At 40.0% G+C, this 24,027-nt stretch carries 28 protein-coding genes; 2 read left to right on the forward strand and 26 right to left on the reverse strand.

Annotated elements, in window-relative coordinates; all coding sequences use genetic code 11:
• Positions 1–5: 5 nt before the first annotated feature.
• The 9 genes from trpA to aroC all read right to left on the reverse strand — a co-directional run bounded on the left by trpA (position 6) and on the right by aroC (position 8,824).
• Positions 6–833 (reverse strand): tryptophan synthase subunit alpha, encoded by an 828-nt coding sequence (gene trpA, locus AC0VYJ_RS12950; protein WP_194221919.1) that lies wholly within the window; start codon positions 831–833, stop codon positions 6–8.
• On the reverse strand, positions 826–2,013 hold the full coding sequence (gene trpB / locus AC0VYJ_RS12955; protein WP_430243072.1) for a tryptophan synthase subunit beta: 1,188 nt from the start codon (positions 2,011–2,013) through the stop codon (positions 826–828). Before trpB ends, trpA begins: the two co-directional genes overlap by 8 nt.
• Positions 2,014–2,015: 2 nt before the next feature.
• Positions 2,016–2,654 (reverse strand): phosphoribosylanthranilate isomerase, encoded by a 639-nt coding sequence (locus tag AC0VYJ_RS12960; protein WP_194221921.1) that lies wholly within the window; start codon positions 2,652–2,654, stop codon positions 2,016–2,018.
• Entirely contained in the window at positions 2,641–3,411 is a 771-nt protein-coding gene (gene trpC, locus AC0VYJ_RS12965) for an indole-3-glycerol phosphate synthase TrpC (protein WP_475365378.1), read from the reverse strand. Before trpC ends, AC0VYJ_RS12960 begins: the two co-directional genes overlap by 14 nt.
• Positions 3,404–4,429 (reverse strand): anthranilate phosphoribosyltransferase, encoded by a 1,026-nt coding sequence (gene trpD / locus AC0VYJ_RS12970; RefSeq protein WP_430243076.1) that lies wholly within the window; start codon positions 4,427–4,429, stop codon positions 3,404–3,406. The genes trpC and trpD overlap by 8 nt, the downstream gene beginning before the upstream one ends.
• Positions 4,422–5,873, reverse strand: coding sequence for an anthranilate synthase component I (gene trpE, locus AC0VYJ_RS12975; RefSeq protein WP_242057404.1), 1,452 nt, complete (start codon positions 5,871–5,873; stop codon positions 4,422–4,424). The genes trpD and trpE overlap by 8 nt, the downstream gene beginning before the upstream one ends.
• A gap of 340 nt (positions 5,874–6,213) precedes the next feature.
• On the reverse strand, positions 6,214–6,576 hold the full coding sequence (aroH, locus tag AC0VYJ_RS12980; protein WP_430246211.1) for a chorismate mutase: 363 nt from the start codon (positions 6,574–6,576) through the stop codon (positions 6,214–6,216).
• Complete coding sequence (aroB, locus tag AC0VYJ_RS12985; RefSeq protein ID WP_475365379.1) at positions 6,573–7,649, reverse strand: 3-dehydroquinate synthase; 1,077 nt, start codon at positions 7,647–7,649, stop codon at positions 6,573–6,575. Before aroB ends, aroH begins: the two co-directional genes overlap by 4 nt.
• A gap of 2 nt (positions 7,650–7,651) precedes the next feature.
• On the reverse strand, positions 7,652–8,824 hold the full coding sequence (aroC, locus tag AC0VYJ_RS12990) for a chorismate synthase (protein WP_194221926.1): 1,173 nt from the start codon (positions 8,822–8,824) through the stop codon (positions 7,652–7,654).
• A 280-nt stretch (positions 8,825–9,104) separates the two neighbouring features.
• On the opposite strand from aroC, the gene AC0VYJ_RS12995 reads away from it, so the two are divergent.
• The gene (locus AC0VYJ_RS12995; RefSeq protein ID WP_430246207.1) at positions 9,105–10,523 is read left to right on the forward strand and encodes an amidase; all 1,419 of its coding nucleotides are present in this window, start codon (positions 9,105–9,107) and stop codon (positions 10,521–10,523) included.
• Between the two features lie 80 nt (positions 10,524–10,603).
• Here the strand turns inward: AC0VYJ_RS12995 and ndk are convergent, their stop codons facing one another.
• The 17 genes from ndk to AC0VYJ_RS13080 all read right to left on the reverse strand — a co-directional run bounded on the left by ndk (position 10,604) and on the right by AC0VYJ_RS13080 (position 23,699).
• Positions 10,604–11,047, reverse strand: a complete 444-nt coding sequence (gene ndk, locus AC0VYJ_RS13000) for a nucleoside-diphosphate kinase (protein WP_194221928.1) — start codon at positions 11,045–11,047, stop codon at positions 10,604–10,606.
• A 103-nt stretch (positions 11,048–11,150) separates the two neighbouring features.
• Positions 11,151–12,119: a heptaprenyl diphosphate synthase component II gene (gene hepT / locus AC0VYJ_RS13005; RefSeq protein ID WP_430246204.1), complete on the reverse strand. Its 969-nt coding sequence runs from the start codon at positions 12,117–12,119 to the stop codon at positions 11,151–11,153.
• A gap of 42 nt (positions 12,120–12,161) precedes the next feature.
• Positions 12,162–12,875 (reverse strand): demethylmenaquinone methyltransferase, encoded by a 714-nt coding sequence (locus AC0VYJ_RS13010; RefSeq protein WP_475365380.1) that lies wholly within the window; start codon positions 12,873–12,875, stop codon positions 12,162–12,164.
• A gap of 3 nt (positions 12,876–12,878) precedes the next feature.
• Entirely contained in the window at positions 12,879–13,706 is an 828-nt protein-coding gene (locus AC0VYJ_RS13015) for a heptaprenyl diphosphate synthase component 1 (RefSeq protein WP_430246200.1), read from the reverse strand.
• Positions 13,707–13,919: 213 nt separating this feature from the next.
• The gene (mtrB, locus tag AC0VYJ_RS13020; RefSeq protein ID WP_098443979.1) at positions 13,920–14,141 is read right to left on the reverse strand and encodes a trp RNA-binding attenuation protein MtrB; all 222 of its coding nucleotides are present in this window, start codon (positions 14,139–14,141) and stop codon (positions 13,920–13,922) included.
• Positions 14,142–14,164: 23 nt separating this feature from the next.
• On the reverse strand, positions 14,165–14,731 hold the full coding sequence (folE, locus tag AC0VYJ_RS13025) for a GTP cyclohydrolase I FolE (RefSeq protein ID WP_194221932.1): 567 nt from the start codon (positions 14,729–14,731) through the stop codon (positions 14,165–14,167).
• Between the two features lie 118 nt (positions 14,732–14,849).
• Positions 14,850–15,122: an HU family DNA-binding protein gene (locus tag AC0VYJ_RS13030; RefSeq protein WP_048309232.1), complete on the reverse strand. Its 273-nt coding sequence runs from the start codon at positions 15,120–15,122 to the stop codon at positions 14,850–14,852.
• 390 nt (positions 15,123–15,512) lie between these two features.
• Positions 15,513–16,991, reverse strand: a complete 1,479-nt coding sequence (spoIVA, locus tag AC0VYJ_RS13035) for a stage IV sporulation protein A (RefSeq protein WP_194221933.1) — start codon at positions 16,989–16,991, stop codon at positions 15,513–15,515.
• 220 nt (positions 16,992–17,211) lie between these two features.
• Positions 17,212–17,931 (reverse strand): hypothetical protein, encoded by a 720-nt coding sequence (locus AC0VYJ_RS13040; protein ID WP_194221934.1) that lies wholly within the window; start codon positions 17,929–17,931, stop codon positions 17,212–17,214.
• A 32-nt stretch (positions 17,932–17,963) separates the two neighbouring features.
• Positions 17,964–18,161, reverse strand: a complete 198-nt coding sequence (locus AC0VYJ_RS13045) for a DUF2768 domain-containing protein (RefSeq protein WP_194221935.1) — start codon at positions 18,159–18,161, stop codon at positions 17,964–17,966.
• Positions 18,162–18,479: 318 nt separating this feature from the next.
• Complete coding sequence (locus AC0VYJ_RS13050) at positions 18,480–18,731, reverse strand: stage VI sporulation protein F (RefSeq protein WP_194221936.1); 252 nt, start codon at positions 18,729–18,731, stop codon at positions 18,480–18,482.
• Between the two features lie 69 nt (positions 18,732–18,800).
• On the reverse strand, positions 18,801–19,856 hold the full coding sequence (locus AC0VYJ_RS13055; RefSeq protein WP_475365381.1) for an NAD(P)H-dependent glycerol-3-phosphate dehydrogenase: 1,056 nt from the start codon (positions 19,854–19,856) through the stop codon (positions 18,801–18,803).
• 12 nt (positions 19,857–19,868) lie between these two features.
• On the reverse strand, positions 19,869–20,468 hold the full coding sequence (gene plsY / locus AC0VYJ_RS13060; protein ID WP_283154049.1) for a glycerol-3-phosphate 1-O-acyltransferase PlsY: 600 nt from the start codon (positions 20,466–20,468) through the stop codon (positions 19,869–19,871).
• Between the two features lie 51 nt (positions 20,469–20,519).
• Positions 20,520–21,833 carry a ribosome biogenesis GTPase Der gene (der, locus tag AC0VYJ_RS13065; protein ID WP_430246194.1) on the reverse strand — a complete coding sequence of 438 codons (1,314 nt, stop codon included), beginning with the start codon at positions 21,831–21,833 and terminating at the stop codon, positions 20,520–20,522.
• Positions 21,834–22,030: 197 nt separating this feature from the next.
• On the reverse strand, positions 22,031–22,216 hold the full coding sequence (locus AC0VYJ_RS13070; RefSeq protein ID WP_226613787.1) for a capping complex subunit for YIEGIA: 186 nt from the start codon (positions 22,214–22,216) through the stop codon (positions 22,031–22,033).
• Positions 22,213–23,103, reverse strand: coding sequence for a YIEGIA family protein (locus AC0VYJ_RS13075; RefSeq protein ID WP_475365382.1), 891 nt, complete (start codon positions 23,101–23,103; stop codon positions 22,213–22,215). Before AC0VYJ_RS13075 ends, AC0VYJ_RS13070 begins: the two co-directional genes overlap by 4 nt.
• A complete protein-coding gene (locus AC0VYJ_RS13080) occupies positions 23,100–23,699 on the reverse strand; it encodes a YphA family membrane protein (protein WP_430246190.1) in 600 nt (199 codons plus the stop codon). Before AC0VYJ_RS13080 ends, AC0VYJ_RS13075 begins: the two co-directional genes overlap by 4 nt.
• Before the next feature lie 130 nt (positions 23,700–23,829).
• Between AC0VYJ_RS13080 and AC0VYJ_RS13085 the strand changes: the two genes are divergently transcribed.
• Positions 23,830–23,967, forward strand: a complete 138-nt coding sequence (locus tag AC0VYJ_RS13085) for a YpzI family protein (protein ID WP_430246187.1) — start codon at positions 23,830–23,832, stop codon at positions 23,965–23,967.
• Positions 23,968–24,027: the final 60 nt, after the last annotated feature.

Raw genomic sequence — 24,027 nt, forward strand, 5'->3', positions numbered from 1 at the left:
GCACCTCACGAATGGATTTTCACTTTCCCATATGGAGAAATCAAATTTCGTACATATGCCCGAATTTGATCTATCCCTTCTTTCTGGGATGCTTCTTTCTTCAACACTTCCACTTGTTCCTCAACTTGACGAATAATCGCACTACCAACAATAACGCCATCACAGTGCTCTTTTAGCTTTTCAACTTGTTCAGGAGCCGAGACTCCAAAGCCAACCGCAACTGGAATCATACTATGCTCTTTCACTCGATCGAGAAATGTAAAGACTGAGGAATGAAAGTCAGTCCTCGTTCCCGTAACACCGAGTGACGAGACGCAATAAAGAAATCCAGTAGCTTCTTTCGAAATGGCCTGCAGTCTTTTATCTGAAGTTGTTGGCGCAACAAGAGAAATCAGCGCAGTCTCATTAGCATTGCAACTTTCTCTCCACTCTTCACTTTCTTCAAAAGGAAGATCTGGAACTAATAGTCCGTCAATATCATTTTCTCGCACTAAAGCGAAGAAGCGTTCTTCTCCTAATTGTAACAAAAGATTGTAATAAGTAAATATCACAACTGGAATTTCAAGTCCTTTTTCTCGCATTTGTTTCACGAGACCCATCGCTTTCTCAAGGCTCATTCCGTGTTCTAATGCACGTAGTGACGCACGCTGAATCACTGGACCATCTGCTAGAGGATCAGAATATGGAATACCGAGTTCAATTGCATTAGCTCCTTCTTCTTGAAGCATCAATGCTAAATTAATAGTCGTTTCTTCTGTTGGATCACCAGCTACAACAAAAGGTATGAATAGATCGTTTCGTCCATCTACATGTTTCTCAAATCGTTTATTCATTAACGTCACCTCCAAGATGTTCCATTATCGTGTGCACATCCTTATCTCCTCTTCCTGAGAGGCATACAAGAATAACTTCATTTTCGTTCATGTCTGGCGCTTGCTTAATTGCTTCAGATAGCGCATGAGCACTTTCAATCGCCGGAATGATACCTTCCTCTTCAGATAGAACTTTTAATGCATCAAGTGCTTCATTATCAGTAATTCCTGTATATGTCACGCGACCCGTTTCATTTAAATAGGCATGCTCAGGTCCAATTCCAGGATAATCGAGTCCGGCAGAAATTGAATGTGGCTCTTGAATTTGTCCCGTTTCGTTTTGCAATAAGTAAGTAATTGAGCCATGAATAACACCGAGACGACCTTCAGAGAGCGTTGCGGCGTGTTCTCCAGTATGAATTCCCTTACCGGCAGCTTCTACGCCAATCAAGCGAACATCATCTTTAAGAAATGGATAGAACATGCCCATTGCATTACTACCACCTCCAACACAAGCGATTACCTTATCGGGTAATACTTCCATTTGTTCGCGTGATTCATCACCGATCACGCGCTGGAAATCCCTTACCATTTTCGGGTAAGGATGCGGGCCAACTACAGAACCAATTAAATAGAACGTATCTTCCACATTTGCTACCCAGTACCGAATCGCTTCATTCGTCGCATCTTTTAATGTTTTGCTACCAGAAGAGACTGGGACAACTTCAGCACCGAGAAGCTTCATTCTGAACACATTCAATTCCTGACGTCTAATATCCTCTTCTCCCATAAACACTTTACATTCTAATCCAAATCGAGCGGCTACAGTTGCAGCTGCAACACCATGCTGGCCAGCACCTGTTTCAGCAACAATTTTTTCTTTCCCCATACGAACGGCAAGAAGAGCCTGTCCAATTGCATTATTTAATTTATGTGCCCCTGTATGGTTAAGATCTTCACGCTTCAAATAAATTTGTGCCCCGCCAAGTCTTTTTGATAAGTTTTCTGCATGTGTAATCGGCGTTGGTCGACCTGAATATTTTTTCAGTTCCTCATGATAACTCGTCATAAATTGTTCGTCTGCCATTGCTTCGTTTAGCGATTGTTCTAATTCTTCTAACGCATACATCGCTGTTTCCGGAACATATTTACCGCCGTATCTTCCATATCTACCGCGTTGATCAGGTACAGTTGTTGACATTGTTATCCCAGCCTTTCGATTATGGTGTTCATTTTCGTTTTATCTTTCCTATCATCGGTTTCGATTCCACTTGATACATCTATTCCATCTGGATGGTAGCTTATCAATTCTTGAACATTATCTGGCTTTACTCCACCTGCTACAAATAAAGGCACCCTTTGCTCAGCCGCTTCAGCCTGATATGACGGGATAGAATCCCAATCAAATCGTTTTCCGGTTCCTCCCCATTGTCCAGGTAGTTTGGTGTCAACGATATATCCATCAGCGATACCTTCGTACCGTTTCATTTCATCTAGAGATCTTTTGCCATGATGAATCACTTTCCAAATCGTTTTCCCTGTCATTTGTTTAATCTTGGCCGCGAAAGCTGGTGTTTCATTACCATGGAGTTGGAGAATATCAAGCGGTACTTCACTTACCGTTTGCGCTAACTCTTCTAATTCCGGGTTCACAAACACCCCTACAATTTTCGTATCATTCAGCGGTGGATAATCACTTAACCAACCTTTAACTTGTTCATCCGTAACGCGACGTACGCTATTTGCAAAAATAAATCCTGCATATGGGACACCGCTCACTCTTACGCTCTCCCAATCCTCTAACGAGCGATTACCGCACAGCTTAAGTTCAGGCTTTCTCATGAACTGTTTCACCAAACAAATGCTTAATTCCCTTTTCATAAGTACCATCTCTCATAAGGGCCTCACCTACTAGTACGGCTTTCGCTCCCGCACTTTTCACGTCTTTAATATCCTCGTAAGTTGATATGCCGCTTTCGCTAATCATCAATGTTGACTGAGGAATATACTGGCTGAGTGAGTGTGTTTGTTTAGTAGACGTTTCAAATGTTGCGAGATTCCGATTGTTAATTCCTATGACTTCTGGAGTAAAGTGATCAGTAAGCGCTTCAAGCTCTTCTTTGGAATGTACTTCAACAAGGCATTCTAATCCTAAATTTGAAGCATAATCATAAAATTCCTTGGTCTTTGTTGCGCCAAGCGCTCGCACAATTAATAGAATAGCATCTGCACCAATACGTTTACTCTCTTCAATTTGTCTTTTATCAATAATAAAGTCTTTCCGTAAAACCGGTAAAGACACGTGCTTTTTAACTTCTATTAGGAAGGAATTTGCCCCCATAAAGAATGACTCATCCGTTAAAACAGAAATGGCATCCGCTCCTGCTTTTTCATAAGCTTTAGCTACTTCTAGAGGATCAAAGTTGGCGTTGATAATACCTTTTGAAGGAGAGGCTTTTTTCACTTCTGCAATCAATCCTAATTCATGGGTTGGCTTACGCAAACTTCCTACAAATGAAACATTTGTCACTTTTTCATCATCCGGCATAATAAACCGTTCCATCTCTTCGTGCTTCACTTTAATAATTTGATCAAGCATGAACATTCAACTCCTTGTTTGCGCTTAATGCATTTAGTTGCTTTCGACCAGTTCCATTCGTAATGGCTTCTTTAGCCATCTGCACACCTTCTTTAATAGTTGCACACGCTCCTGCAAGGTAGAGAGCTGCTCCAGCATTATAGAGAACAATTCCAGTGCTAGCTTCATTTCCTTCATCGTTAAAAATTCGTTCAATTAAACTCGCACTTTCTTTTGAAGTGTTGACCACTAAATCCTGAGCGTTACCTGTTGATAGACCAACTTCTTCAGGTGTGTGGCGATAAGTCATGATCTCACCATTTCTTAATTCGACAAAATCAGTGTAAGTTGAAATAGAACACTCATCGATTCCTTCCCCACCAGTCACCAGTAAAGCGCGTTTTGTTCCTAGACGCTTTAATGCTTTCGCCATTTTCAATGCTTTGTCATGACTATAAACACCAATTAGCTGTGACTGACTACCGGCTGGATTTGCTAGCGGCCCCAGGCTATTAAAAACCGTTCTAAAACCAATCGCTTTTCGAGCACTTACAGCGTGCTTCATAGCTACATGGTAATTCGGAGCAAATAGGAAACACATGTTTCTTTCCTTCAGAGTTGCAACAGCTTCGCTACGACTTGATTGTGTAGGGATACCGAGCTCATCAAGAACATCTGCGCTACCACTCTTAGAGGAAACAGCTTTATTACCGTGTTTCGCAACTTTGACACCCAGACTAGATACGAGTATGGCTGAAGCAGTTGAAATATTGAAGGTAGAGTGGCCGTCCCCTCCTGTACCACAAGTATCGATTAGCGGCAGTCCGCCATGATCAAGCTGAACAACATGGTTTCGAAGGGAGCGAACAAACCCAGTCAATTCATCAACCGTTTCTCCCCTCATTTGGAGAATGGTTAGGAAGCTAGCAATTTGTGCATCATTCGCTCTTCCTTCCATAATAACATCCATGACCTGTTCTGCTATGGATTCAGCCAGCGTGTGCCCCTCCATCATTCTGCTTAATTGTTCTTTAAACATTTAGCTGCTCCTCCTTTTTGTCGAAAATGGCTTCCGCTACCTGAATCGCTTTAATAAGAGCACTCGCCTTATTTCGCGTCTCTTCCCATTCGCTCTCAGGTACGGAATCAGCTACGATCCCTGCTCCTGCTTGCACGTATGCTGTACCGTCTTTGATCACCATTGTTCGAATGGCGATACATGAATCAACATTGCCATCAAATCCTATATATCCAATAGCTCCTGAATAAATGGATCGCGAAGTTGGTTCAAGCTCGTTCAATATTTGCATCGCCCTTACTTTTGGCGCACCAGAAACTGTACCTGCAGGAAAGGAGGCTACTACCGCATCTAAACTAGTAAATCGAGGTGCCAAAACACCTGTTACTTTAGAAATAATGTGCATCACATGAGAGAAGCGTCCAATGTCCATTAACTGTGGTACTGAAACACTTCCGTATTCCGCTACTCTCCCAACGTCATTTCTTGCAAGATCGACGAGCATATAGTGTTCTGCTCGTTCCTTCTCATCTTCAAGCAACTCTTCAGCGAGCTCATTATCTTCTTGAGCTGTTTTTCCACGTTTTCTCGTCCCTGCTATTGGATCGATCTCAATTTTCCCATCTTGTACCTGAACTAATTTCTCAGGTGAACTACCGATGATTTCTACATCGTTCATTTTTAAATAAAACATATATGGTGATGGGTTAATAACTCGGAGAACTCGATAAAGATCTAATCCTCCAATGGTGACATCTTTTTCAAACCTTTGAGATAATACCGCCTGGAAGACATCCCCTTCTTCAATATAAGATTTTATTTTATTAACATCATTTAAAAATTGCTGCTTTTCATAGTTCGATTTAATTTCAGAGAAATCCACCTCATGTGAAGCATCTTCAGGAAGAAGCATCACTTCACCTTGATTAGGCTTTGATGCAAGAGAGACAAGTTCTTCCATAATCGAAAAAGCATCGGTATAAACTCGTTCAACATCTAAAGCCTCTTTTACCCTGGCGTGATGACAAACTGTTAATCGCTTTAAATGATGATCATAGATTAATAAATTCTCACAAACCATAAAATGAACTAACGGCATATCTTCGTCCCGGTCAGGATGAACTGGAATCTTGTCAAATTGACTAACGGCATCATAGCCAATATAGCCAACAGCTCCACCATAAAAAGGGAAGTCGTGATCTGGTAGCTTAGGATTTAAATATTCAAATAGCGCTTTTACTCCTGACTGGAAATCATTCCGTTGAAGGATTCTATTCCCATCCACATCATTAACAGAGAAAACACCTTTTTGTTCAACCAGGGAATAGACTGGATCTACTCCTATAAATGAATAGCGTGACCAGCTTGACTCTTGATCACTACTCTCTAATAGAAAGCTTGCTCGTTTACCTATATTTTGAAAAATCTGAATGGGTGTTGTCGTATCAAGGAAATACGACTTCATTAATGGGATCATCCCGTAAGTTTCGGAATCCCTTTGAAAAGAAGAATAATTTGAAGTCAACTTTCTCACCTCTCCATTGTTAGTCATGGAGAATGGAAAAGCTGAGTAATCCGAGGATAAAAATGTGGTATAACAAATAACAGACTGCAATTGTCTGAATGTTACCAATATCGAAAAAGGGTATAATAAAACCCCCTAATAACCTCAGGGGGTGTATAAACGTATCCCTCTAAGCTCTCCTCAACTCAACTATCCTATTCTCTGCTCTCTCAACTCGTAATACCTAATCGTGCCTCTGCTCTAAAACTTATTTCTATCCTAGTATGATGAATCTCATTTGTCAACTCGCAAGATCTGGACGAAGTGACACAGCTTTCCCTAAGTAAATGTGATTAATTTCATCCTGGTCAATTGTTGTATTCACCGTCATTAACAGTCGAATACACATCGGTAACGCTCCTTGAACAGGGATTTCTGATGAGCAAAGCAACGGAACGTTAGACCACCCTTTAAATGCTCGAACTGCTTCTGCAGGGAATACAGCATCTAAATCCCCAGTCATCGTAAACTGAATGGACGCCACCATAGCAGGATCGATTTTATTATGTTCGATTAGTTGTTCTAGTAATGTCGTCGTTGCATGAATAATTTCATCTTTTTCATTAAGGTTAACTGTCGTTGCTCCTCTAATCCCGCGAATCAATGTGCTCCACTCCCTTCCATACTAGCTCGAAGCAGTTCAAGGGCAGATTCATCGTCTATCATCACCTTAACAGGCTGACCGATCTTCTTTAATAAAACAAATTGTAATGTTTTGTTTTCCGCTTTTTTGTCTTTCTTCATCCGGCCAACTAATTGGTGAATACTAAGCTCATTCGGAACTACAGTAGGAAGACCGATATCTTGAAACCATTTCGTTATTTCATCCATACGAAACGTTGTTTGAAAATATTCCTCACTTAATTTGAGGGCATAGATCATTCCGATAGCAACCGCTTCTCCGTGTGTCATTTTTCCATATCCAAGCTCTGATTCAATCGCGTGACCTAGTGTATGACCAAAATTCAAGTAAGCTCTGATTCCTTGTTCGCGCTCATCTTCCTTCACAATTGCGCCTTTGACACTAATACCCTTCTTGATAATGAATTGAAGCTCTCCATCTGTGTATTCCTGAACTTTCTTTCCTCTATCCATTAGCCATTGTAAAAACGATTCATCATGTATGAGCGCATGCTTGATCACTTCACTAAATCCTGAACGCCATTCACGATCTGGAAGGGTTCTTAGACACTCCGTATCAAAAATAACGGCTGACGGCTGATGAAAGGCACCAATTAAATTCTTACCTACTTCATGGTTAATTCCTGTTTTCCCACCAACGCTTGAGTCATGAGCTAGTAACGTAGTTGGAATCTGAATAAATTCAATTCCTCTCATGTATGTAGCGGCAGCAAAGCCGGCTAGATCACCTACTACCCCACCACCAAGAGCGATGATGCAGGCTTTTCGATCCAACTCAGCTTTAAGTAATGCCGTCATTACCTCATGGTACATAGCGAAAGATTTCGATTCTTCTCCAGAAGGAACAACGAAAGTCCGGATATTCTCATGTCCTTGAATTGAAGATAAATATTTTGCTTCAACTGCTTCATCTGTAATAATGAAAAAACTTGAATAAGAAGCGTAATCAATCAGATCTCTCCATTTGTTTCGAATCCCAGTTCCAATATGAACAGAATAACATCCCCCATTTGTATCAATCGTTATACTGTCCATCCTTAAAACTCCCGGCTATATGTCCTGAAGCGTTCAAGCGCATCTGCAATTTCTTCAATACGATCATGACCAAACTTATCAAGAATTGAACACGCTACTTCCCATGCGACAACATTCTCAGCAACAACGCTTGCGGCTGGAACCGCACAGCTATCAGATCGTTCTATACTCGCTTGGAATGGCTCTTTTGAATCGATATCTACACTTTGCAGTGGTTTGTATAATGTTGGAATAGGTTTCATAACCCCTTTCACAACGATAGGCATACCGGTTGTCATACCACCTTCAAAACCACCAAGGCGATTAGTTTTACGTGTGTATCCCTCTTCCTCAGACCATTGAATTTCATCATGGACTTCACTTCCAGGAATTTTTGCTGCATCAAAACCTATTCCAAATTCAACACCTTTGAATGCATTAATACTCATAACAGCTCCAGCAATTTTCGAATCAAGCTTTCGATCATAGTGAACATGACTTCCAAGACCTACAGGCAATCCTTCTACGATAACTTCGACGATTCCACCAATTGAGTCGCCATTTTTCTTTGCATCATCAATTGCTTCCATCATTTTCTGACCAGCTACTTCATCAAGACTTCGAACAGGCGATTCTTCTGAAACACGCTGAATTTCTTCAAGAGACATACCACCATCGTATTGACTCTCAATTCCTCCAATCATGCGCACGTGCCCAGCCACCTTAATACCAAGTGTCTTAAGTAGTTTTTTAGCTACAGCTCCAGCAGCAACTCTTACTGTTGTTTCTCTAGCAGATGATCGTTCTAACACGTTTCTCATATCTCGATGATTGTATTTAATAGCGCCGTTTAAATCTGCATGACCAGGTCGCGGACGTGAGATTTGACGCTTCATGTTTTCTTCTTGTTCTTTTGTTAATGGTTCAGCACCCATGTAATTTTTCCAATGTGTCCAGTCTTTATTTTCTACGACAAGTGCAACTGGAGCACCAGTTGATTTCGCGTGACGAACACCACTTAGAATTTGAACCTGATCCTTCTCAATTTGCATACGGCGACCTCTCCCGTATCCAAGTTGGCGCCTCGCAAGTTCTGTATTAATATCTTCTGCTACTAGCTCAAGACCAGAAGGAAGTCCTTCAAGTATTGTCGTTAGCTGTGGTCCGTGTGATTCTCCTGCTGTTAAGTATCTCATCTCTATCTCCTCCATTTTGCTTTGGCGCTTTTACGTACTACTATATCACACCATCTAAAATTCGTGTAATTATTTTTAACTTTTTCAATAATGGTTGGGCATATCCTAACATAATTTAACTAAAAAAACACAATTTTTTTATTCTTCCTCTCTGTTAAGACCCCCTATTTACTACTACTGTTAACCACGTTATGTTTATGGTTAAAAGCGATACTTGATTGCCTCATGAGCCATATTTCGTTACAGTTGACGGTATAGTTTAACTTAAGGAAGTGTACAGATGGAAATTACAAACCTAACCGCTCAATCCATGGCCAAAAAAATAATGACAAAAGAACTTTCACCTGTTGAAGTAGTGCAAAGTCATCTTGAACGAATAAAACAATTAAATCCTAAATTCAACTTATTTATCACTATTTTCGAAGAAGAAGCTTTAAAAGAAGCAAAAGGAGCTGAGGAAGAGCTGATGAAAAGTGGTGTGCGTGGTCCTTTACACGGAATCCCAATCGCCCTTAAAGACCTCACCCCCGTAACTGGTCGCCTTACTACCTTTGGCTCTCCAATCTTTAAAGATCACATTGCCCAATCAGAACCAACGATAGTTAAAAGGATTCGTGATGCTGGTGCAATCATCATTGGAAAAACGAACACTCCTGAATTTGGACATAAAGGTACGACAGATAACCTTTTAGCTGGGCCAGCAAAAAATCCGTGGGATTCATCTAGAACGGCCGGTGGCTCTAGTGGTGGATCTGCTGCTGCAGTAGCAAGCAAATGCGTTCCGTTGGCAGAGGGAAGTGACGGTGGCGGATCGATTCGAATTCCTTCGAGTCTTAATGGCATTATCGGCCTCAAACCAACATTTGGCCGCATTCCATTCGATAGTTCACCGATCAATCGCTTCGGAACCACACAGCCTTTTGTACATTATGGTCCAATGGCGAGATCTACCGAAGACGCGGCATTACTTCTATCGGTTATGGAAGGTTACGAACCAAATGACCCTTACTCTGTTCCAGTACCAGAAAGTAACCTACAACAAGAAATGCAGCTGGGAGTGAAAGGAAAGAAATTTGCCTATACAGAGGATTTCGGGTTATACCCGTATGACCCAATGATTCTAGGCCCAATTGAAGAAGCTATTTCCATATTACGTGATCAAGGGGCTATAGTAGAAAAAATCCCCTTCCAATTTGAGATGAAATTAGAAGAATTAATTTCTTTCTTTAATAAAATGTGGTTTGCGGGGTTAGCGTCTGCTTACGGATCCCTTTACGACCGTTTCCCATCTCAATTTAGCTCATCTGTCTCTGACATGATTGAAGCAGGCAGAAAGCTCAGTGCAGTAGAATTGAGAGAAACTGAAATGAAGAGAACACAAGTGTGGAACATCATCCAAAAAGAACTTAATCGTTTTGATGCCATACTCTCTCCTGTAGTTGGGGTAACCGCTTTTTCACACCAGATCGAAGGACCGGATCGTATTAACGGAAAAGCATCCGCCCCTATCTCTGACTGGATGATGACACAGCTTTATAATTGTACCGGGCACCCGGCTATATCAATACCCGTTGGTTTAGCACATTCAGGCTTACCAGTAGGTCTTCAAGCGGCATCTAAGAAATTTAACGATAGTTTATTGCTTCGAATTGCCCATACTATTGAAATCGAAAAAGGTTTCCAATTTCCAAACTTATAACTCAAGATTTCATGTAATAAAAGAATCCGGACTAGTTGTCCGGATTCTTTATATAAGCGCTTTCATTTTGTTGTAAAAAATCAAACCCACTTTGAGATCGTTTTCGCATACTCATTTAGTTCATTTTCATTAAAAAATAAAGCGATTTCTCTTTCAGCACTTTCTGGAGAATCTGAACCGTGAATGACATTCATACTTACTTGCACTCCATGGTCACCACGTATCGTTCCTGGACTTGCATCTTTCGGATTGGTTGCCCCCATCATTGTACGTGCTGTTGAGATGACGTTCTCACCTTCCCAAACCATCGCAAAGACAGGACCTGATGTAATGAAATCTACTAGTTCGCCGAAGAATGGACGCTCTTTATGTTCGCCATAGTGAGTTTCTGCAAGGTCTTTTGAAACCGTCATCAATTTTGCTCCCACTAAATTAAAGCCTTTATTCTCGAAGCGTGATACAATCCCACCAATTAAATTACGTTGAACCCCGTCAGGTTTTACCATTAGAAATGTTTTCTCCACAAAAATCTCCTCACTTTCAACACTTTATATGTATAGGGCAGAAAGCATTTTTCTGCCCTTCAAAATTCTATCAAATATTCGCAAAAATAACAACATTTCCTTTTTAATGTTTCCGTTTGCCTATATATTCTGCGATTTGTCTAAGTGAGGTTCTAGCAGAATGCGAAGGTAATTGATCCAATTCATGAAACGCCTTTTGAAGATAGCGATCACTAATGTCCCGTGCGTGCTCAATACCTCCAGAAGACTTTACAATGCTTATGACTTGATTTACTTGCTCCTGAGAAGCATAGAGTTCTTCTGAGAACACATTCATGATTTCTTCCTTGTTACCTTGATTCATGGCATAAAGCACCGGTAACGTAATATTCCCCTGTAATAAATCGCCACCAGCGGGCTTTCCAAGCTGCTTAACCGTTCCTGTGTAGTCCAAAATATCATCCGTGATTTGATAGGACATTCCTACGTAATAACCGAACTTTTTAAGATGAAGCTGTTCGGCTTTCGAAGCACCTGCTGCTACCGCACCAAGTTCACAAGAGGTAGCAATAAGTAGAGCGGTTTTCCGCTTGATTCTCCGAAAATAATCTCGTACATTTTGATTCCAGTTAAATTGATCACGAATTTGTTCAATTTCACCTATGCTCATCTCAAGAATCGCAGTAGATAAAATGGTATTGGCAGCTGGTTCTTTCAATTCTGTAACGAGCTCAATCGCTCGTGCAAAAATATAGTCACCAGTATACATCGCCACACGATTATCCCATTTGGCTTTAATCGTTTTAGCCCCTCTTCTCATTTCTGCATCATCGATCACATCGTCATGTACGAGAGAAGCCATATGAATAAGTTCAAGTGCCACTGCCACATTCTTCATAAGTGGCAAATTATAATCCCCGAATTTACCTGAGAGCAAAACGAAAACAGGACGGATTCGTTTCCCTCCAGCTTTTAATAGGTGGTTAGAAGCATCCCGGAGAACAGGATGGTGAGCATCTACCGTTTGCTCCAGTTCGGATTCAATAAAAGATAAATCTTTTTTTAAAGAAGCGTATATCGTTTTTAATTTCATGAGATCCACCTTACTGATTTTCACAAAATATCTGTTCTCTTTTTATGGTTTGATTGGCTTAAATCCTCTATGCATCGCTGCAACGCCACCTGAGTATGGCTTTATGTCTACACGGCTAAATCCATTTTGAAAGAAAAGTTGCTTTAATTCATCGCGTCCAGGGAATGTGCTTGCTGATTCCTGTAACCATGAATACTCTTCGTAACTCTTCGCAAAAACTTTACCTAGCACCGGCATTACGTGTTTAAAGTAACCATAATATACCTGTCTGAATACTGGAATCGTTGGTTGACTTGTCTCTAGACAAACCACCTGACCACCCGGTTTTACTACCCGAAACATTTCTTTAATAACTTGATTGTAATCCGGTACATTACGGAGTCCAAAGCCAATTGTCACATAGTCAAAGGAATTATCTTCAAAAGGGAGATTCATCGCATTTCCATGAAGAAGTGTAACATTATCTTTTTTCTTTTCCTTGACTTTCACTTGACCTACTTCAAGCATATTTTCGCTAAAATCAAGTCCAATTGCCGTTCCGCTTTTACCGACGGCATCTGCCATAGCCAGTGTCCAGTCTGCGGTACCACAGCAAACGTCTAAAGCTGTTGTTCCCTTCTGAACGTCCATCAGTCGCATTGTATCTTTACGCCATGCTTTATGACGTTGAAAACTAATCACAGAATTCATGACATCATATCGCTTTGATATGGTTTGAAATACGTCGTGAACGCGTTCTTCTTTAGATGAAGCCATTCTTTATCCCTCTTCCGCCATTTTCTTTTCCTGTATGCCCAGTAAACCCCAATTATATTCAAATCGCTTCTGAAACAGATGATGAAGCTCTGAATGGTTATGAAGTAGCTGATCCATCTCTTTCTTCGCATGTGAAATATAAGAGTCCAGTACAATTTTCACTTTAGAAACTTGATTGGTTGTAAGCTTCGCATCTTTAACCGATAGAAGCGTAGCAGCAATCTTATAAAGGACATCGGACCCAGATTGAATGAGCCCCTTCTTACGTTCAACAAGAAGACGGTTCATATAAAAATAGTGAGTTCCAAAATTGCTCCAGTTATTTAAACCATAATGTTCAGCAACTTTCCGAACTAATATAGACTCAATCGTCTTTATGTTATCAAAGACAGATTCAATTGATGTATAGTCCGTTTGATAAAAAGCCATCTTTGCCTCATTTATTTCCTGAATGGCCTCTGAAAGAGTACGAATCAGACCATTATCTCCCCACTTAGAAAGAATATGATAATACATGCTACTAAAATAGTCACCAGCAAGCACCGTTAGCTGACGATTTTTTCGTTCACTTTCGTTCTCAATATTATCGAGTGAGATTAATTCATGCGTATCAAGTGCAATCTGCACAAGCATGATGGACAGGAGCGTATCCTGCTTTCTTTTATGTTCGAGCTTCGCTTGTTCTAATATGCCATAGAACACATATAGCTTCTCTTCATCAATAACTGGAAAATCAATAAATCGAAGCAAATATGAATGGGATAGGCGAGACTGAAGCATGTCTCGAACTCCTGCTATTTTTTTATGTGTACTTTCTTTCGGATTTGTCATATCCCATACCCCTTACATGTCTTCCAATTAGAAAAGTGAGCCAGCCGCGTCTTTTTGCGAAAGCTTACGTTTTCCATATACTTTATTTTGTCGGTTTTTTCATTGTTAAAGTATAAATTATGTATTCATTCCTAGTATAGCACAATAACCCTCTAGCTAAAACGAACGGCTAAGGTTTTGAAATGAAAGAAAAGCAGGTTATAATGTCCTGCTTTACTCTTCCGTACTTATTTCACCATGTTCTGTTTGAATGACAGCTTTTCCTCTCACCTTAACCGCAGATGTATGCTCCGTGAATTGGGCAATCATAACTTCGCCTTTATCTAGTTTCTCTGAATGATGAAATCTTGTATCAGATCCACGCGTCAACCCAATAACGTTCACACCATTTTCAAGTGCTTTAATTACAAAAAAATCGTTGCTATCACTCTTCATATCGATCACTCCGCTTAAAAGGATTAGCCCTTGATCAAACCAAGTACTTCAGATCGTGCAGCAGCGTCATTTTCAAACACGCCTCTTACTGCTGATGTAACGGTTGATGAACCAGGCTTCTTAACGCCTCTCATAGTCATACACATGTGTTCTGCCTCAACTACGACCATAACACCATGTGGATCTAATGTATCTACCATCGAATTTGCTATCGTAGATGTAATTCGCTCTTGAAGCTGTGGACGTTTCGTTACAGATTCAACAGCTCTTGCTAGCTTACTAAGTCCTGTTACCTTCCCGCCTTTTGGAATATAGGCAACATGCGCTTTTCCGAAGAAAGGAACAAGATGGTGCTCGCAAGTTGAGTAAAAAGGTATATCTTTAACTAGAACAAGCTCCTCGTGGTCTTCTCCAAAAATAGTCTGAAAATGCTCTTTTGGATCTTGATGCAGCCCCTGAAAGATTTCTTCGTACATTCTTGCTACACGTTTTGGAGTATCCAACAATCCTTCACGCTCAGGATCTTCACCGATCGCTTCAAGGATCATTTTCACTGCTTCTTGTATTTTTTCATGATTAACTTCGTACATTGTTCTTACTCCTCCATTCAGGGCCTTTATTACCTATCAAGATTCTAGCACATGGAGAAAAAGTTAGCAAAAAAGAAGAGCCGCAGAATGTGCGACTCTTCTTGGCCCTATGTATTTCTTACTTCACTGCATCCTTAAGGGCTTTACCAGGTTTAAATGCAGGAACCTTACTTGCAGCGATTTCGATTTCTTCGCCAGTTTGAGGGTTACGCCCTTTACGAGCAGAACGCTCACGGACTTCAAAGTTACCAAAACCAATTAGTTGAACTTTGTCACCCTCTTGCAAGGATTGCATAATGTTATCAAAAACTGAGTCAACAGCTTTTGTCGCTTCTTTTTTAGAAAGCTCTGCAGATTCTGCAACAGCATTGATTAGATCTGTCTTGTTCATTCTGTTCACCTCCTCTCAAGAGAGATGGATAAATACATTCATTTACTTAATGACCAATATTTATACGTTGCAATGCACGTTTAGTACGTTTGCAAGCCCTATATTATACGAAGATGCGAAAGAATTCAATACGTTTAGCTCGATTTCAACGATTTTTCAATGTTTTTTACCTATTATCTGCTAAATGAGCGTTTTGTAAACGCTCTAAAGGTGACTTTTCTATTGTCTGTTAATTCAAGCAATTCAACACTTTAGATGGACAAATGTTAGATATACTCAAGAGTTGCTAACTCAGCATAACAACTCACTAAAATAGATAATACCCCTATTCTCGGTTTTTCTAAACCACTTAACGTAAAAAACCGACTCCAGGTATTGGAGTCGGTTTTGTTATAATATAATCGCAATTAAACCGCCGGATCCTTCGTTAATAATGCGTTCGAGCGTTTCTTTTAATTTATAACGAGCATTTTCAGGCATTAAACCAAGTTTTGCCTGAATCCCCTCTCTCACGATAGAATTCAGGGAACGACCGAAAATATCTGAATTCCATATTGAAAGCGGATCTTCTTCAAAATCTTGCATTAAATAACGAACAAGCTCTTCGCTCTGCTTTTCCGTTCCAATGATAGGTGCGAACTCCGATTCTACATCTACTTTAATCATATGAATAGATGGGGCAACTGCTTTCAACCTGACACCAAACCTTGACCCTTGACGAATGATTTCAGGCTCATCGAGGCTCATATCTTCAATCGCTGGCGCTGCAATACCATAGCCAGTTTGTTTAACCATCCGAAGAGCGTCTGAGACGTGATCATACTCAGCTTTTGCAAATGCAAACTCCTGCATAAGTTGGAGGAGATGATCCTTTCCTCGAATTTCAACACCAACAACCTCTTTTAGAATTTGATCGTATAAATCTTCTGGAGCATAAAGATCAATTTCCGCTATTCCTTGCCCCATTTCAATTCCTGCTAAACGAGCATCCTGAATAAATTCAAATTCCTCAAACTGACCTACGACACGATCAACATCCCTTAGACGCTTAATATCTTTCACAGTCTCTCTAACGGATTCTTCATAACTCTGTCGCAACCAATGATCTTGGTGGAGAACCATTACCCAACTTGGTAAGTTCACATTAACTTCTAGAACTGGAAATTCGTAAAGCACTTCTCTCATGACATTGTTAATATCATGCTCCGTCATAGTCTCTACGCTAAGAGAAATAACAGGAATATCATATTTATTACAAAGGTCTCCTCTTAATGCCTCCGTTTGTGGATGGTGTGGGTGGGCAGAATTGACAATCATAATAAATGGCTTACCTACTTCTTTTAATTCCTCCACGACTCTTTCCTCAGATTCAAGGTAGTCGTGTCTTGGGATCTCCCCAATGGATCCATCAGTCGTTATCACGACGCCAAGCGTGGAATGTTCTTGAATTACTTTTCTTGTACCAATTTCAGCTGCTTCTTGAAACGGTATCGGCTCTTCATACCATGGTGTATTGATCATTCTTGGCCCATCTTCATCTTCGTATCCCTTAGCACCAGGCACTGCATATCCGACGCAATCGACAAGTCTAACATTAACATCAAGACCATCTTCCACATGAATTTGAACGGCGTGATTTGGTACAAATTTAGGCTCAGTCGTCATAATGGTACGGCCAGCAGAACTTTGGGGTAGTTCATCCAGTGCCCTCGTTCGATCAGAATCACTTTCCATATTGGGCAGGACGATTAGTTCCATGAACTTTTTAATAAATGTTGATTTCCCTGTTCGAACAGAACCTACGACTCCAAGGTATATATCTCCCCCTGTACGCTCTGCGATATCTTTGAAGATATCTACTCTCTCCACGTGATCGCCTCCTGAATTCCGCCTCATTGGACGAAATGATTCACTCCAGACCGCAGACTTTCTTGAACACTACCATTCTATGATGTTGTCCAATAAATATGACAGTTCACAGTAAAAGGATTTGATGCTTTAAGTAAACTTTTCGTCCTCTATTGAATAAGCCCATAAAAAAGTCCCTCCTCTTTTTAATAGTTGTATTGCTAAAGAGGAGGGAAAATACCTATTTCACTAAAAAAACAGCTTTATCATTTTCAATTGTATACGCAACAGAAGCAACAGGAACATAAAACGAATTGTCTGCTAACAAATCTCGGATATCATCGCCCTTTTCATAGCTGTGATCTGGATTACTTTCGATTGCCTTCGTAAGGTCGCTAGAGTAATTAATATGTACATCACCTTTTTCATCTAAGAAAAATGGAAGTTGCTCATTTGTAAATGGACTTTTAACAGTCGGCTCTTCATCCATCCCCATCGCATCATAATCGATGGAATACCGGTCTTTTGCAAGAACATCTTTGAATGGTGGATAGTTCTTTTTCCTTCTATAATCATTAATACGTAGCTGAAGATCTTTTACTTTTTCAATAGTGACTAAATCAATTAATCTTACTGTAGGCTCTTCTTCTACATGGATAAGTACATATTGAAATACCCCACCACTTTCAAATGAATTCCCAGGTGCTTGCTGTAAGAAAGCGGGCACTAATTTCTTGAAGTCAACTGGATACTTCTGATAGATTGGTGTTTCCTGATCTCTTGTTTTGATAGGAAGAATGGACTTATTTTCTTGGAATTGCTCTACTGCTGTTTGAACAGATTGAATTTGGTCTGTATAAGGAATTTGATTCTCGTTTTTTTGACTCTCTGGATACAGGCATCCTGACAGTAGAGTAACAAGGCATGTCCATAATACAGCTTTAGTAGCTAAACGTTTCATTACACTCATTCCTTAGTTAGAAATTTACTCATTTAGTTAGTAGGTCCAGTAAACACGACGAGAAGCATGAGCACCCCCGCAACGAACATACACATATATGCAAAGGTTGACACAAGCACTCGGAAAATACCTTTAAGCTTCGTGCGACTTAACATGATCGCCATAACCGCTATAAACATTAGTCCTAGTGCCGAAAGTGCTACCCACATCTTAATTAACGCTGGTGACATTTCAATCCCCCTAATATGACAAATCTAGTTTGCACTGCCCACCATTATATCAAATCTTTACTCCATTTACCTCTAAAGGTTTCAACAATTTAATGGTTCTACTTAATTAAAGCTCTTCAAAACATTCCAGCGTACTTCATTTAAAAGGTAACGCTTCCAAAATGACAAATAAAAAGCTGAAGAAAGGGGCTTTTCTTCAGCTTTGACTATTCTAATTTCTTAAAGAAGTATGCTTCTGCACATTGATGGTTCATTATTAGTATATGGTCTTACATCGAAGGCGGTATCGTTGATTAGCCTAAGTTTCTACTAATTTCTTTATTTTTGACTGAAAATTTTTGCAATAGCAGACAAATCGAACGGCATATTCTTATTTACGATTGCCTTTACGATTCGATCTTCTTTTTCTTTTGTGACATTTACGTTAGCAACGCGTGCAACATTCGCAATTAATTTACGCACTGTTTTCTCATCAGTAAAATCTGCTCCCTGAACGGAATTAGCTAACTTAAAAATGTCTTCCTTTTTCACATTGGTTTTCTTTTCTATGTTATCGAACAGATCGCTCACGCAGTTTCCTCCTTACCATTAACGTTCAACATAGTGTATGCAAGGAGGAATACTTCGTGCTTCGCCTATTTAGAGTTCTTTTGGATTCAATTCAAAACGGTCCGCAAGCAATGACGTTAGATCTTCTGTTTCATGAGTTCGAAGCCTACCCATCAGTTGATCTACACCATCTTTCGCATCTTTGTTATTAAATAGCACTTCAAATAACACAGATGTTATAGGCATTTCTACGTTCTGTTTTTGTGCAAGATAATAAGCAGCCTTCGTAGTCCGAACACCTTCTACTACCATCCCCATATTTTCGAGAACCTCATCTAGATTATTTCCTTTTCCGAGAAGATTTCCGGCTCTCCAGTTACGACTATGTACACTTGTACACGTAACTACAAGGTCACCTATACCTGTCAATCCCATAAAGGTAAGTGGATTTGCACCCATAGCTGCACCAAGGCGAGCAATTTCAGCTAAGCCTCTTGTGATGAGGGCAGCTTTCGCATTATCACCATAGCCGAGGCCATCAGATAAACCTGCCCCTAGAGCAATGATATTCTTTAATGCACCACCAAGCTCAACACCAATGATGTCATGATTGGTATATACTCTAAAATTCGAGTTAATGAAAAGATCCTGAACATACTCAGCTTGAGTCATTGATTTAGAAGAGGCCGTTACTGTCGTCGGGTGACGAAGACTCACTTCTTCTGCATGACTCGGCCCAGATAAAACGACAACCGATTTTCTTAAATCCTCTGGGATTTCTTCTTCAATCACCTCTGAAATACGCTTGGATGTTTCTGGTTCAATTCCCTTACTAGCATGAATGAGCGTAACCGGTGTTGATAGGTATGTCTTAAGTTCAGGAAGAACCTCTCTAAGCGCTTTAGTTGGTGTAACCAGTAAGATAGCTTCAGCCTCTTTCACGCTCTCTTCAAGGGAACTGGTAGCCCTAATCCCCTCAGGTAATTCTATACCAGGAAGGTACTTCTCATTCGTATGCTTCTCATTCACTTCATTTGCAAGATCTGTTCTTCTTGCCCATAATGTCACATCATGTTGATTATCTGCTAGTACAATTGCAAGGGCTGTCCCCCAGCTCCCTGCACCTACAACTGATATTTTCGCCATTGAACTTCCTCCTTACTGCTCGACCTTTTGACCGAGCTTGCTTTCAGTACCAGAGAACAGTCGCTTTACATTTGTTCGATGTCTCCAGACAGAAAGAATCGCTAGAATCGTCCCTAACAAAATATATGAAGCTGGATTCCCTCCAAGTAAGAAAATAAACGCTGGAGTTAATACTACAAAAATCAATGAACCAAGAGAAACAAATCTCGTTACTACAATAGCAATAATAGCGATGATACCAGCATAAAGTGCTGGAAAAAACGCAATTGTTGCGAATACTCCTATCGTAGTAGCAACGCCTTTCCCTCCGCGGAATCCAAAAAAGATTGGCCAGTTATGACCTAAGATAGCACAAATTCCCGCAAGGAAAGGAACGATTGGTTCACTAGTGAACCAATACCCTAACCAGACGGCAAGTATGCCTTTTATTACATCAAGTGCAAGAACAGCAATCGCTGGGCCAGTCCCTAGCACTCGAAGTGTATTTGTCGCTCCTGCATTGCCACTTCCGTGATCTCTAATATCTATTTTCTTCACGACTTTTGCAATTAAATAACTAAAACTAATTGATCCTAGCAAGTAAGCAGCAATGCAAATCAGGATCGCGATCATCTCATTTCCCCCTTTGTATTAGCAAGGTTCCCCCGAATGAAACAAGCTTAATTATTCGCTTTTTCTACGTGCAAGAATTCGTAAAGGAGTCCCCTGGAAACCAAATGTTTCACGAATACGATTCTCTAAAAAGCGTTTGTAAGAGAAATGAAGCAGTTCCGGATCATTAACAAATAATACGATGGTAGGCGGCTTAACAGCCACTTGCGTCGCATAGTTAATTTTCAAGCGCTTCCCATTGTCTGTTGGTGTTGGATTCATTGCAACGGAATCCATAATTAATTCATTCAAAACATTCGTTTTCACACGAAGGGCATGGTTATCAGCTACAGTGTTAACAACTGGTAACAATGTATGAAGACGTTGCTTTGTTTTGGCAGATAAGAACACAATCGGTGCATAGCTAAGGAATAAGAAATGATCACGAATTTTTTGTTCAAATTCTCTCATCGTCTTATCGTTTTTCTCAACTGCGTCCCATTTGTTTACGACAATAACAATGGCTTTACCAGCTTCATGAGCATACCCCGCCACTTTTTTGTCTTGCTCGATAATGCCTTCTTCTCCATCAATCACAACTAAAACGACGTCAGATCGTTCAATCCCACGCATTGCACGAAGAACGCTGTACTTCTCAGTCGTTTCATAAATTTTTCCACGCTTTCTCATGCCAGCAGTATCAATAATGACATAATCCTGTTCATCACGAGTAAACATGGAGTCAATAGCATCGCGAGTTGTACCAGCAATATCACTTACAATCACTCGCTCTTCTCCTAAAATCGTATTAACAAGCGATGATTTTCCAACATTCGGACGACCAATTAATGAGAATTTAATCGTTCCTTCGTCATATTCTTCTTCTGCTACTTCAGGGAATGATTTAAAGACTTCATCTAAAAGATCACCTAATCCAAGACCATGTGAACCTGAAATACCAAATGGAGTTCCAAATCCTAAAGCATAGAAATCATAAATCAACGTTTGCTGTTCAGGATTATCTACTTTATTTACAGCTAATACAACAGGTTTATTGGAACGATAAAGAATTTTTGCAACCTCTTCATCCGCATTCGAGATGCCATCTCTTCCGTTAACCATGAAAATAATAACGTCCGCCTCGTCTATTGCAATTTCTGCCTGATAACGAATTTGAGAAAGAAATGGTTCGTCACCTATTTCAATACCACCTGTATCTATGATATTAAATTCACGATTCAGCCATTCACCTTTGCTATAAATACGATCTCTTGTTACTCCTGGAGTATCTTCTACAATCGATACTCTTTCTCCTACTATACGATTAAAAATGGTCGATTTCCCAACATTCGGTCGACCTACTATTGCGACAACTGGTTTTGTCATTTTATGCACGCCCTTTCTAAAAGACTATCTAAGCTTGAAACCAGAAAGTCGTGGACAAACTTTCCAGGAGTTCATTGTAAAAAACCCTCCTCTATAAGAAGGGCATAGTCTTCGATAGCTTTTATATCTTATCAAAAAAGCAACCAATGAACAACAGACGATCAAATGAAACTTGGTAACTTCTCTTCGAAAACTTGCTAATGCTTCACAATAATATAAACACCATTGCTCAATTTATGAGCAATTCCATCTAGTATAGCTTCAAGATCAGCGGCTACGCCGTCCATTTCATCTTGAGATTCACATACAAACACATTCGCTCCTACGGGGGCCTGTGCTAATGATAGTGTAACAGTTGCAAGTATCGCTTTCTCAATAGTCATGATGAGTCACTTCCTTTTTTCTTCGTTTCCGTAGGCATCCTTATCGCATTTTCAAGAGTTGGTACTTGAGAAATGACTTTCATGGCAAGATCCACGCTTTTATTTTGAGGTAGAATAAAAACTCCAATTCGACCATCGTCCAAATCTCGTTTAATTAATGGTACTAATGCAGGCGTTCCTGAATCCCGGTATACTCCAAGAGATATAGCAAGGTCATGAAGGATGGCTTGTCTTTGTCCGAGGTTACCAATCGTCATTCGCGCATCAAAATTCTTTGGAGAAATCGTAAATCCAAGTCCATGTTCTAAAATTTCTTTTTGTCTCGCTGGTATGCCAATATTCATAATATAGATGTTATCAACGTATAGCCCTGCACCTTCAAATTTAACTTCTTTTTGTTCAATATTCGCAATTTTTCCGAGTTTACTTCCAGTCATGTATTTTTTGGCTACTAAAAAAGCAAGAAATGCAGCAACTAATCCAGCCCAAACATTTATTGCAAGATAAGCAAATGACGTGACAAATGAAATGAAAATGACTAAATAATTTCTCCCTTCAAAGGTTACAGCTATTCCTTCTATATAGGACGCTCCACGAGGGACAAGCTCTAGTGAATCCATTTCAGTTAATGTTTTTCTTTCCATATTGCGTACTTCCCGAAATTGCGATGCAGCTAGGGTTAGGAATGTCACCGCTGTAAATTCTTGCTCCATAATTGATGGAACGACGAGAGCCCCGAGTGAAGCTGCAATAAAACCAAGCGCGAGATGTATAATCATACCATGTGGATAAGTAGGGTATTGCCTATAATCTGTTCGAAACATATAAATTCTCGCAAGCGTACCAGCTATCACGCCAAATACAATTGGTATTGTATACTCATTCATGAATATCCCCGTCTTTCTTGATGTTTTTTGACAGTTTTCTCTAGAAGAACTGTTAATTTCACAAAGGAGGACCAGATCCATGTTGCCATAATCGAAATGGCCATTACATCGAAGGAAGCTAACTCGCCAGCAGTTCGCTCAAAACCCATTCCTCGAAAAATCATTGTTAAGATAACCTCACCATGAACGATACTAAGAATTAATAACGAACATCTCTCTGCAAAACCATTCAGTGTTAGATGAATAATAATAAAAAGAATTGCGGCAACCGACCACTTCGTATACAAGTAAGTAAAAACAGGATCATATATGGCAAATAACTGAATCGAAGTATAAGCTGCTGTTAACATAATGAGTAATATCATGGCGTATACCGTTCTTACACCGTTCTTTATCCAGAGGAGATATCCACAAACATAGGCAAGCAATAGTAAAACAGCTACAGAAAAACCCATCAGGATGACGGTTTTATTCACGACACATATTGCCACTAACATTAAGAACGCTGACCCAGTCCTTTCTAAAGATGGCTTTTGAAAAAAGACTGTGATGACAACTCCCATCCATACAAACCAAATAAAAATCGCCCCATCCACTCCGTTACCTCCTCTCATTATGATCAGTATGGGACGTTTTCATGAGAGATAGACTTAAAAAAAGTAAATGAATAACTTTCGAAGCTTTTTTTCATGATAAGAAAAGGTTCAGTTGAAGGGAGGCTAAATGATGGGAAAAGATCGACAGGAAAGAAAACTTAAGAAATCGAAACGAGTAGAGTCTGATCGTGATCAGTCGCTTTCGCATAATGGAGCAGCAATGCTTGAAGGACCAGACCAAGCTCGAAAACGAAATGGACAGGATTAATACGTTTCCTTCTATCTAAAAAATCAAAAAAATCCTCTCTGCATGAATGCAGAGAGGATT

The organism is Anaerobacillus sp. 63XJN7_5_ISO-PGPR-S23-430 (assembly GCF_056173695.1).

Excerpts from the sequence above, each read along its gene's own strand:
- trpA (WP_194221919.1), bottom strand. The coding sequence starts at position 833 with ATGAATAAACGATTTGAGAAACATGTAGATGGACGAAACGATCTATTC.
- trpB (WP_430243072.1), bottom strand. The coding sequence starts at position 2,013 with ATGTCAACAACTGTACCTGATCAACGCGGTAGATATGGAAGATACGGC.
- AC0VYJ_RS12960 (WP_194221921.1), bottom strand. The coding sequence starts at position 2,654 with ATGAGAAAGCCTGAACTTAAGCTGTGCGGTAATCGCTCGTTAGAGGAT.
- trpC (WP_475365378.1), bottom strand. The coding sequence starts at position 3,411 with ATGCTTGATCAAATTATTAAAGTGAAGCACGAAGAGATGGAACGGTTT.
- trpD (WP_430243076.1), bottom strand. The coding sequence starts at position 4,429 with ATGTTTAAAGAACAATTAAGCAGAATGATGGAGGGGCACACGCTGGCT.
- trpE (WP_242057404.1), bottom strand. The coding sequence starts at position 5,873 with ATGAAGTCGTATTTCCTTGATACGACAACACCCATTCAGATTTTTCAA.
- aroB (WP_475365379.1), bottom strand. The coding sequence starts at position 7,649 with ATGGACAGTATAACGATTGATACAAATGGGGGATGTTATTCTGTTCAT.
- aroC (WP_194221926.1), bottom strand. The coding sequence starts at position 8,824 with ATGAGATACTTAACAGCAGGAGAATCACACGGACCACAGCTAACGACA.
- AC0VYJ_RS12995 (WP_430246207.1), top strand. The coding sequence starts at position 9,105 with ATGGAAATTACAAACCTAACCGCTCAATCCATGGCCAAAAAAATAATG.
- hepT (WP_430246204.1), bottom strand. The coding sequence starts at position 12,119 with ATGAAATTAAAAACGATATACGCTTCTTTAAAAAAAGATTTATCTTTT.
- AC0VYJ_RS13010 (WP_475365380.1), bottom strand. The coding sequence starts at position 12,875 with ATGGCTTCATCTAAAGAAGAACGCGTTCACGACGTATTTCAAACCATA.
- AC0VYJ_RS13015 (WP_430246200.1), bottom strand. The coding sequence starts at position 13,706 with ATGACAAATCCGAAAGAAAGTACACATAAAAAAATAGCAGGAGTTCGA.
- mtrB (WP_098443979.1), bottom strand. The coding sequence starts at position 14,141 with ATGAAGAGTGATAGCAACGATTTTTTTGTAATTAAAGCACTTGAAAAT.
- folE (WP_194221932.1), bottom strand. The coding sequence starts at position 14,731 with ATGTACGAAGTTAATCATGAAAAAATACAAGAAGCAGTGAAAATGATC.
- AC0VYJ_RS13030 (WP_048309232.1), bottom strand. The coding sequence starts at position 15,122 with ATGAACAAGACAGATCTAATCAATGCTGTTGCAGAATCTGCAGAGCTT.
- AC0VYJ_RS13040 (WP_194221934.1), bottom strand. The coding sequence starts at position 17,931 with ATGAAACGTTTAGCTACTAAAGCTGTATTATGGACATGCCTTGTTACT.
- AC0VYJ_RS13045 (WP_194221935.1), bottom strand. The coding sequence starts at position 18,161 with ATGTCACCAGCGTTAATTAAGATGTGGGTAGCACTTTCGGCACTAGGA.
- AC0VYJ_RS13055 (WP_475365381.1), bottom strand. The coding sequence starts at position 19,856 with ATGGCGAAAATATCAGTTGTAGGTGCAGGGAGCTGGGGGACAGCCCTT.
- plsY (WP_283154049.1), bottom strand. The coding sequence starts at position 20,468 with ATGATCGCGATCCTGATTTGCATTGCTGCTTACTTGCTAGGATCAATT.
- der (WP_430246194.1), bottom strand. The coding sequence starts at position 21,833 with ATGACAAAACCAGTTGTCGCAATAGTAGGTCGACCGAATGTTGGGAAA.
- AC0VYJ_RS13070 (WP_226613787.1), bottom strand. The coding sequence starts at position 22,216 with ATGACTATTGAGAAAGCGATACTTGCAACTGTTACACTATCATTAGCA.
- AC0VYJ_RS13075 (WP_475365382.1), bottom strand. The coding sequence starts at position 23,103 with ATGAATGAGTATACAATACCAATTGTATTTGGCGTGATAGCTGGTACG.
- AC0VYJ_RS13085 (WP_430246187.1), top strand. The coding sequence starts at position 23,830 with ATGGGAAAAGATCGACAGGAAAGAAAACTTAAGAAATCGAAACGAGTA.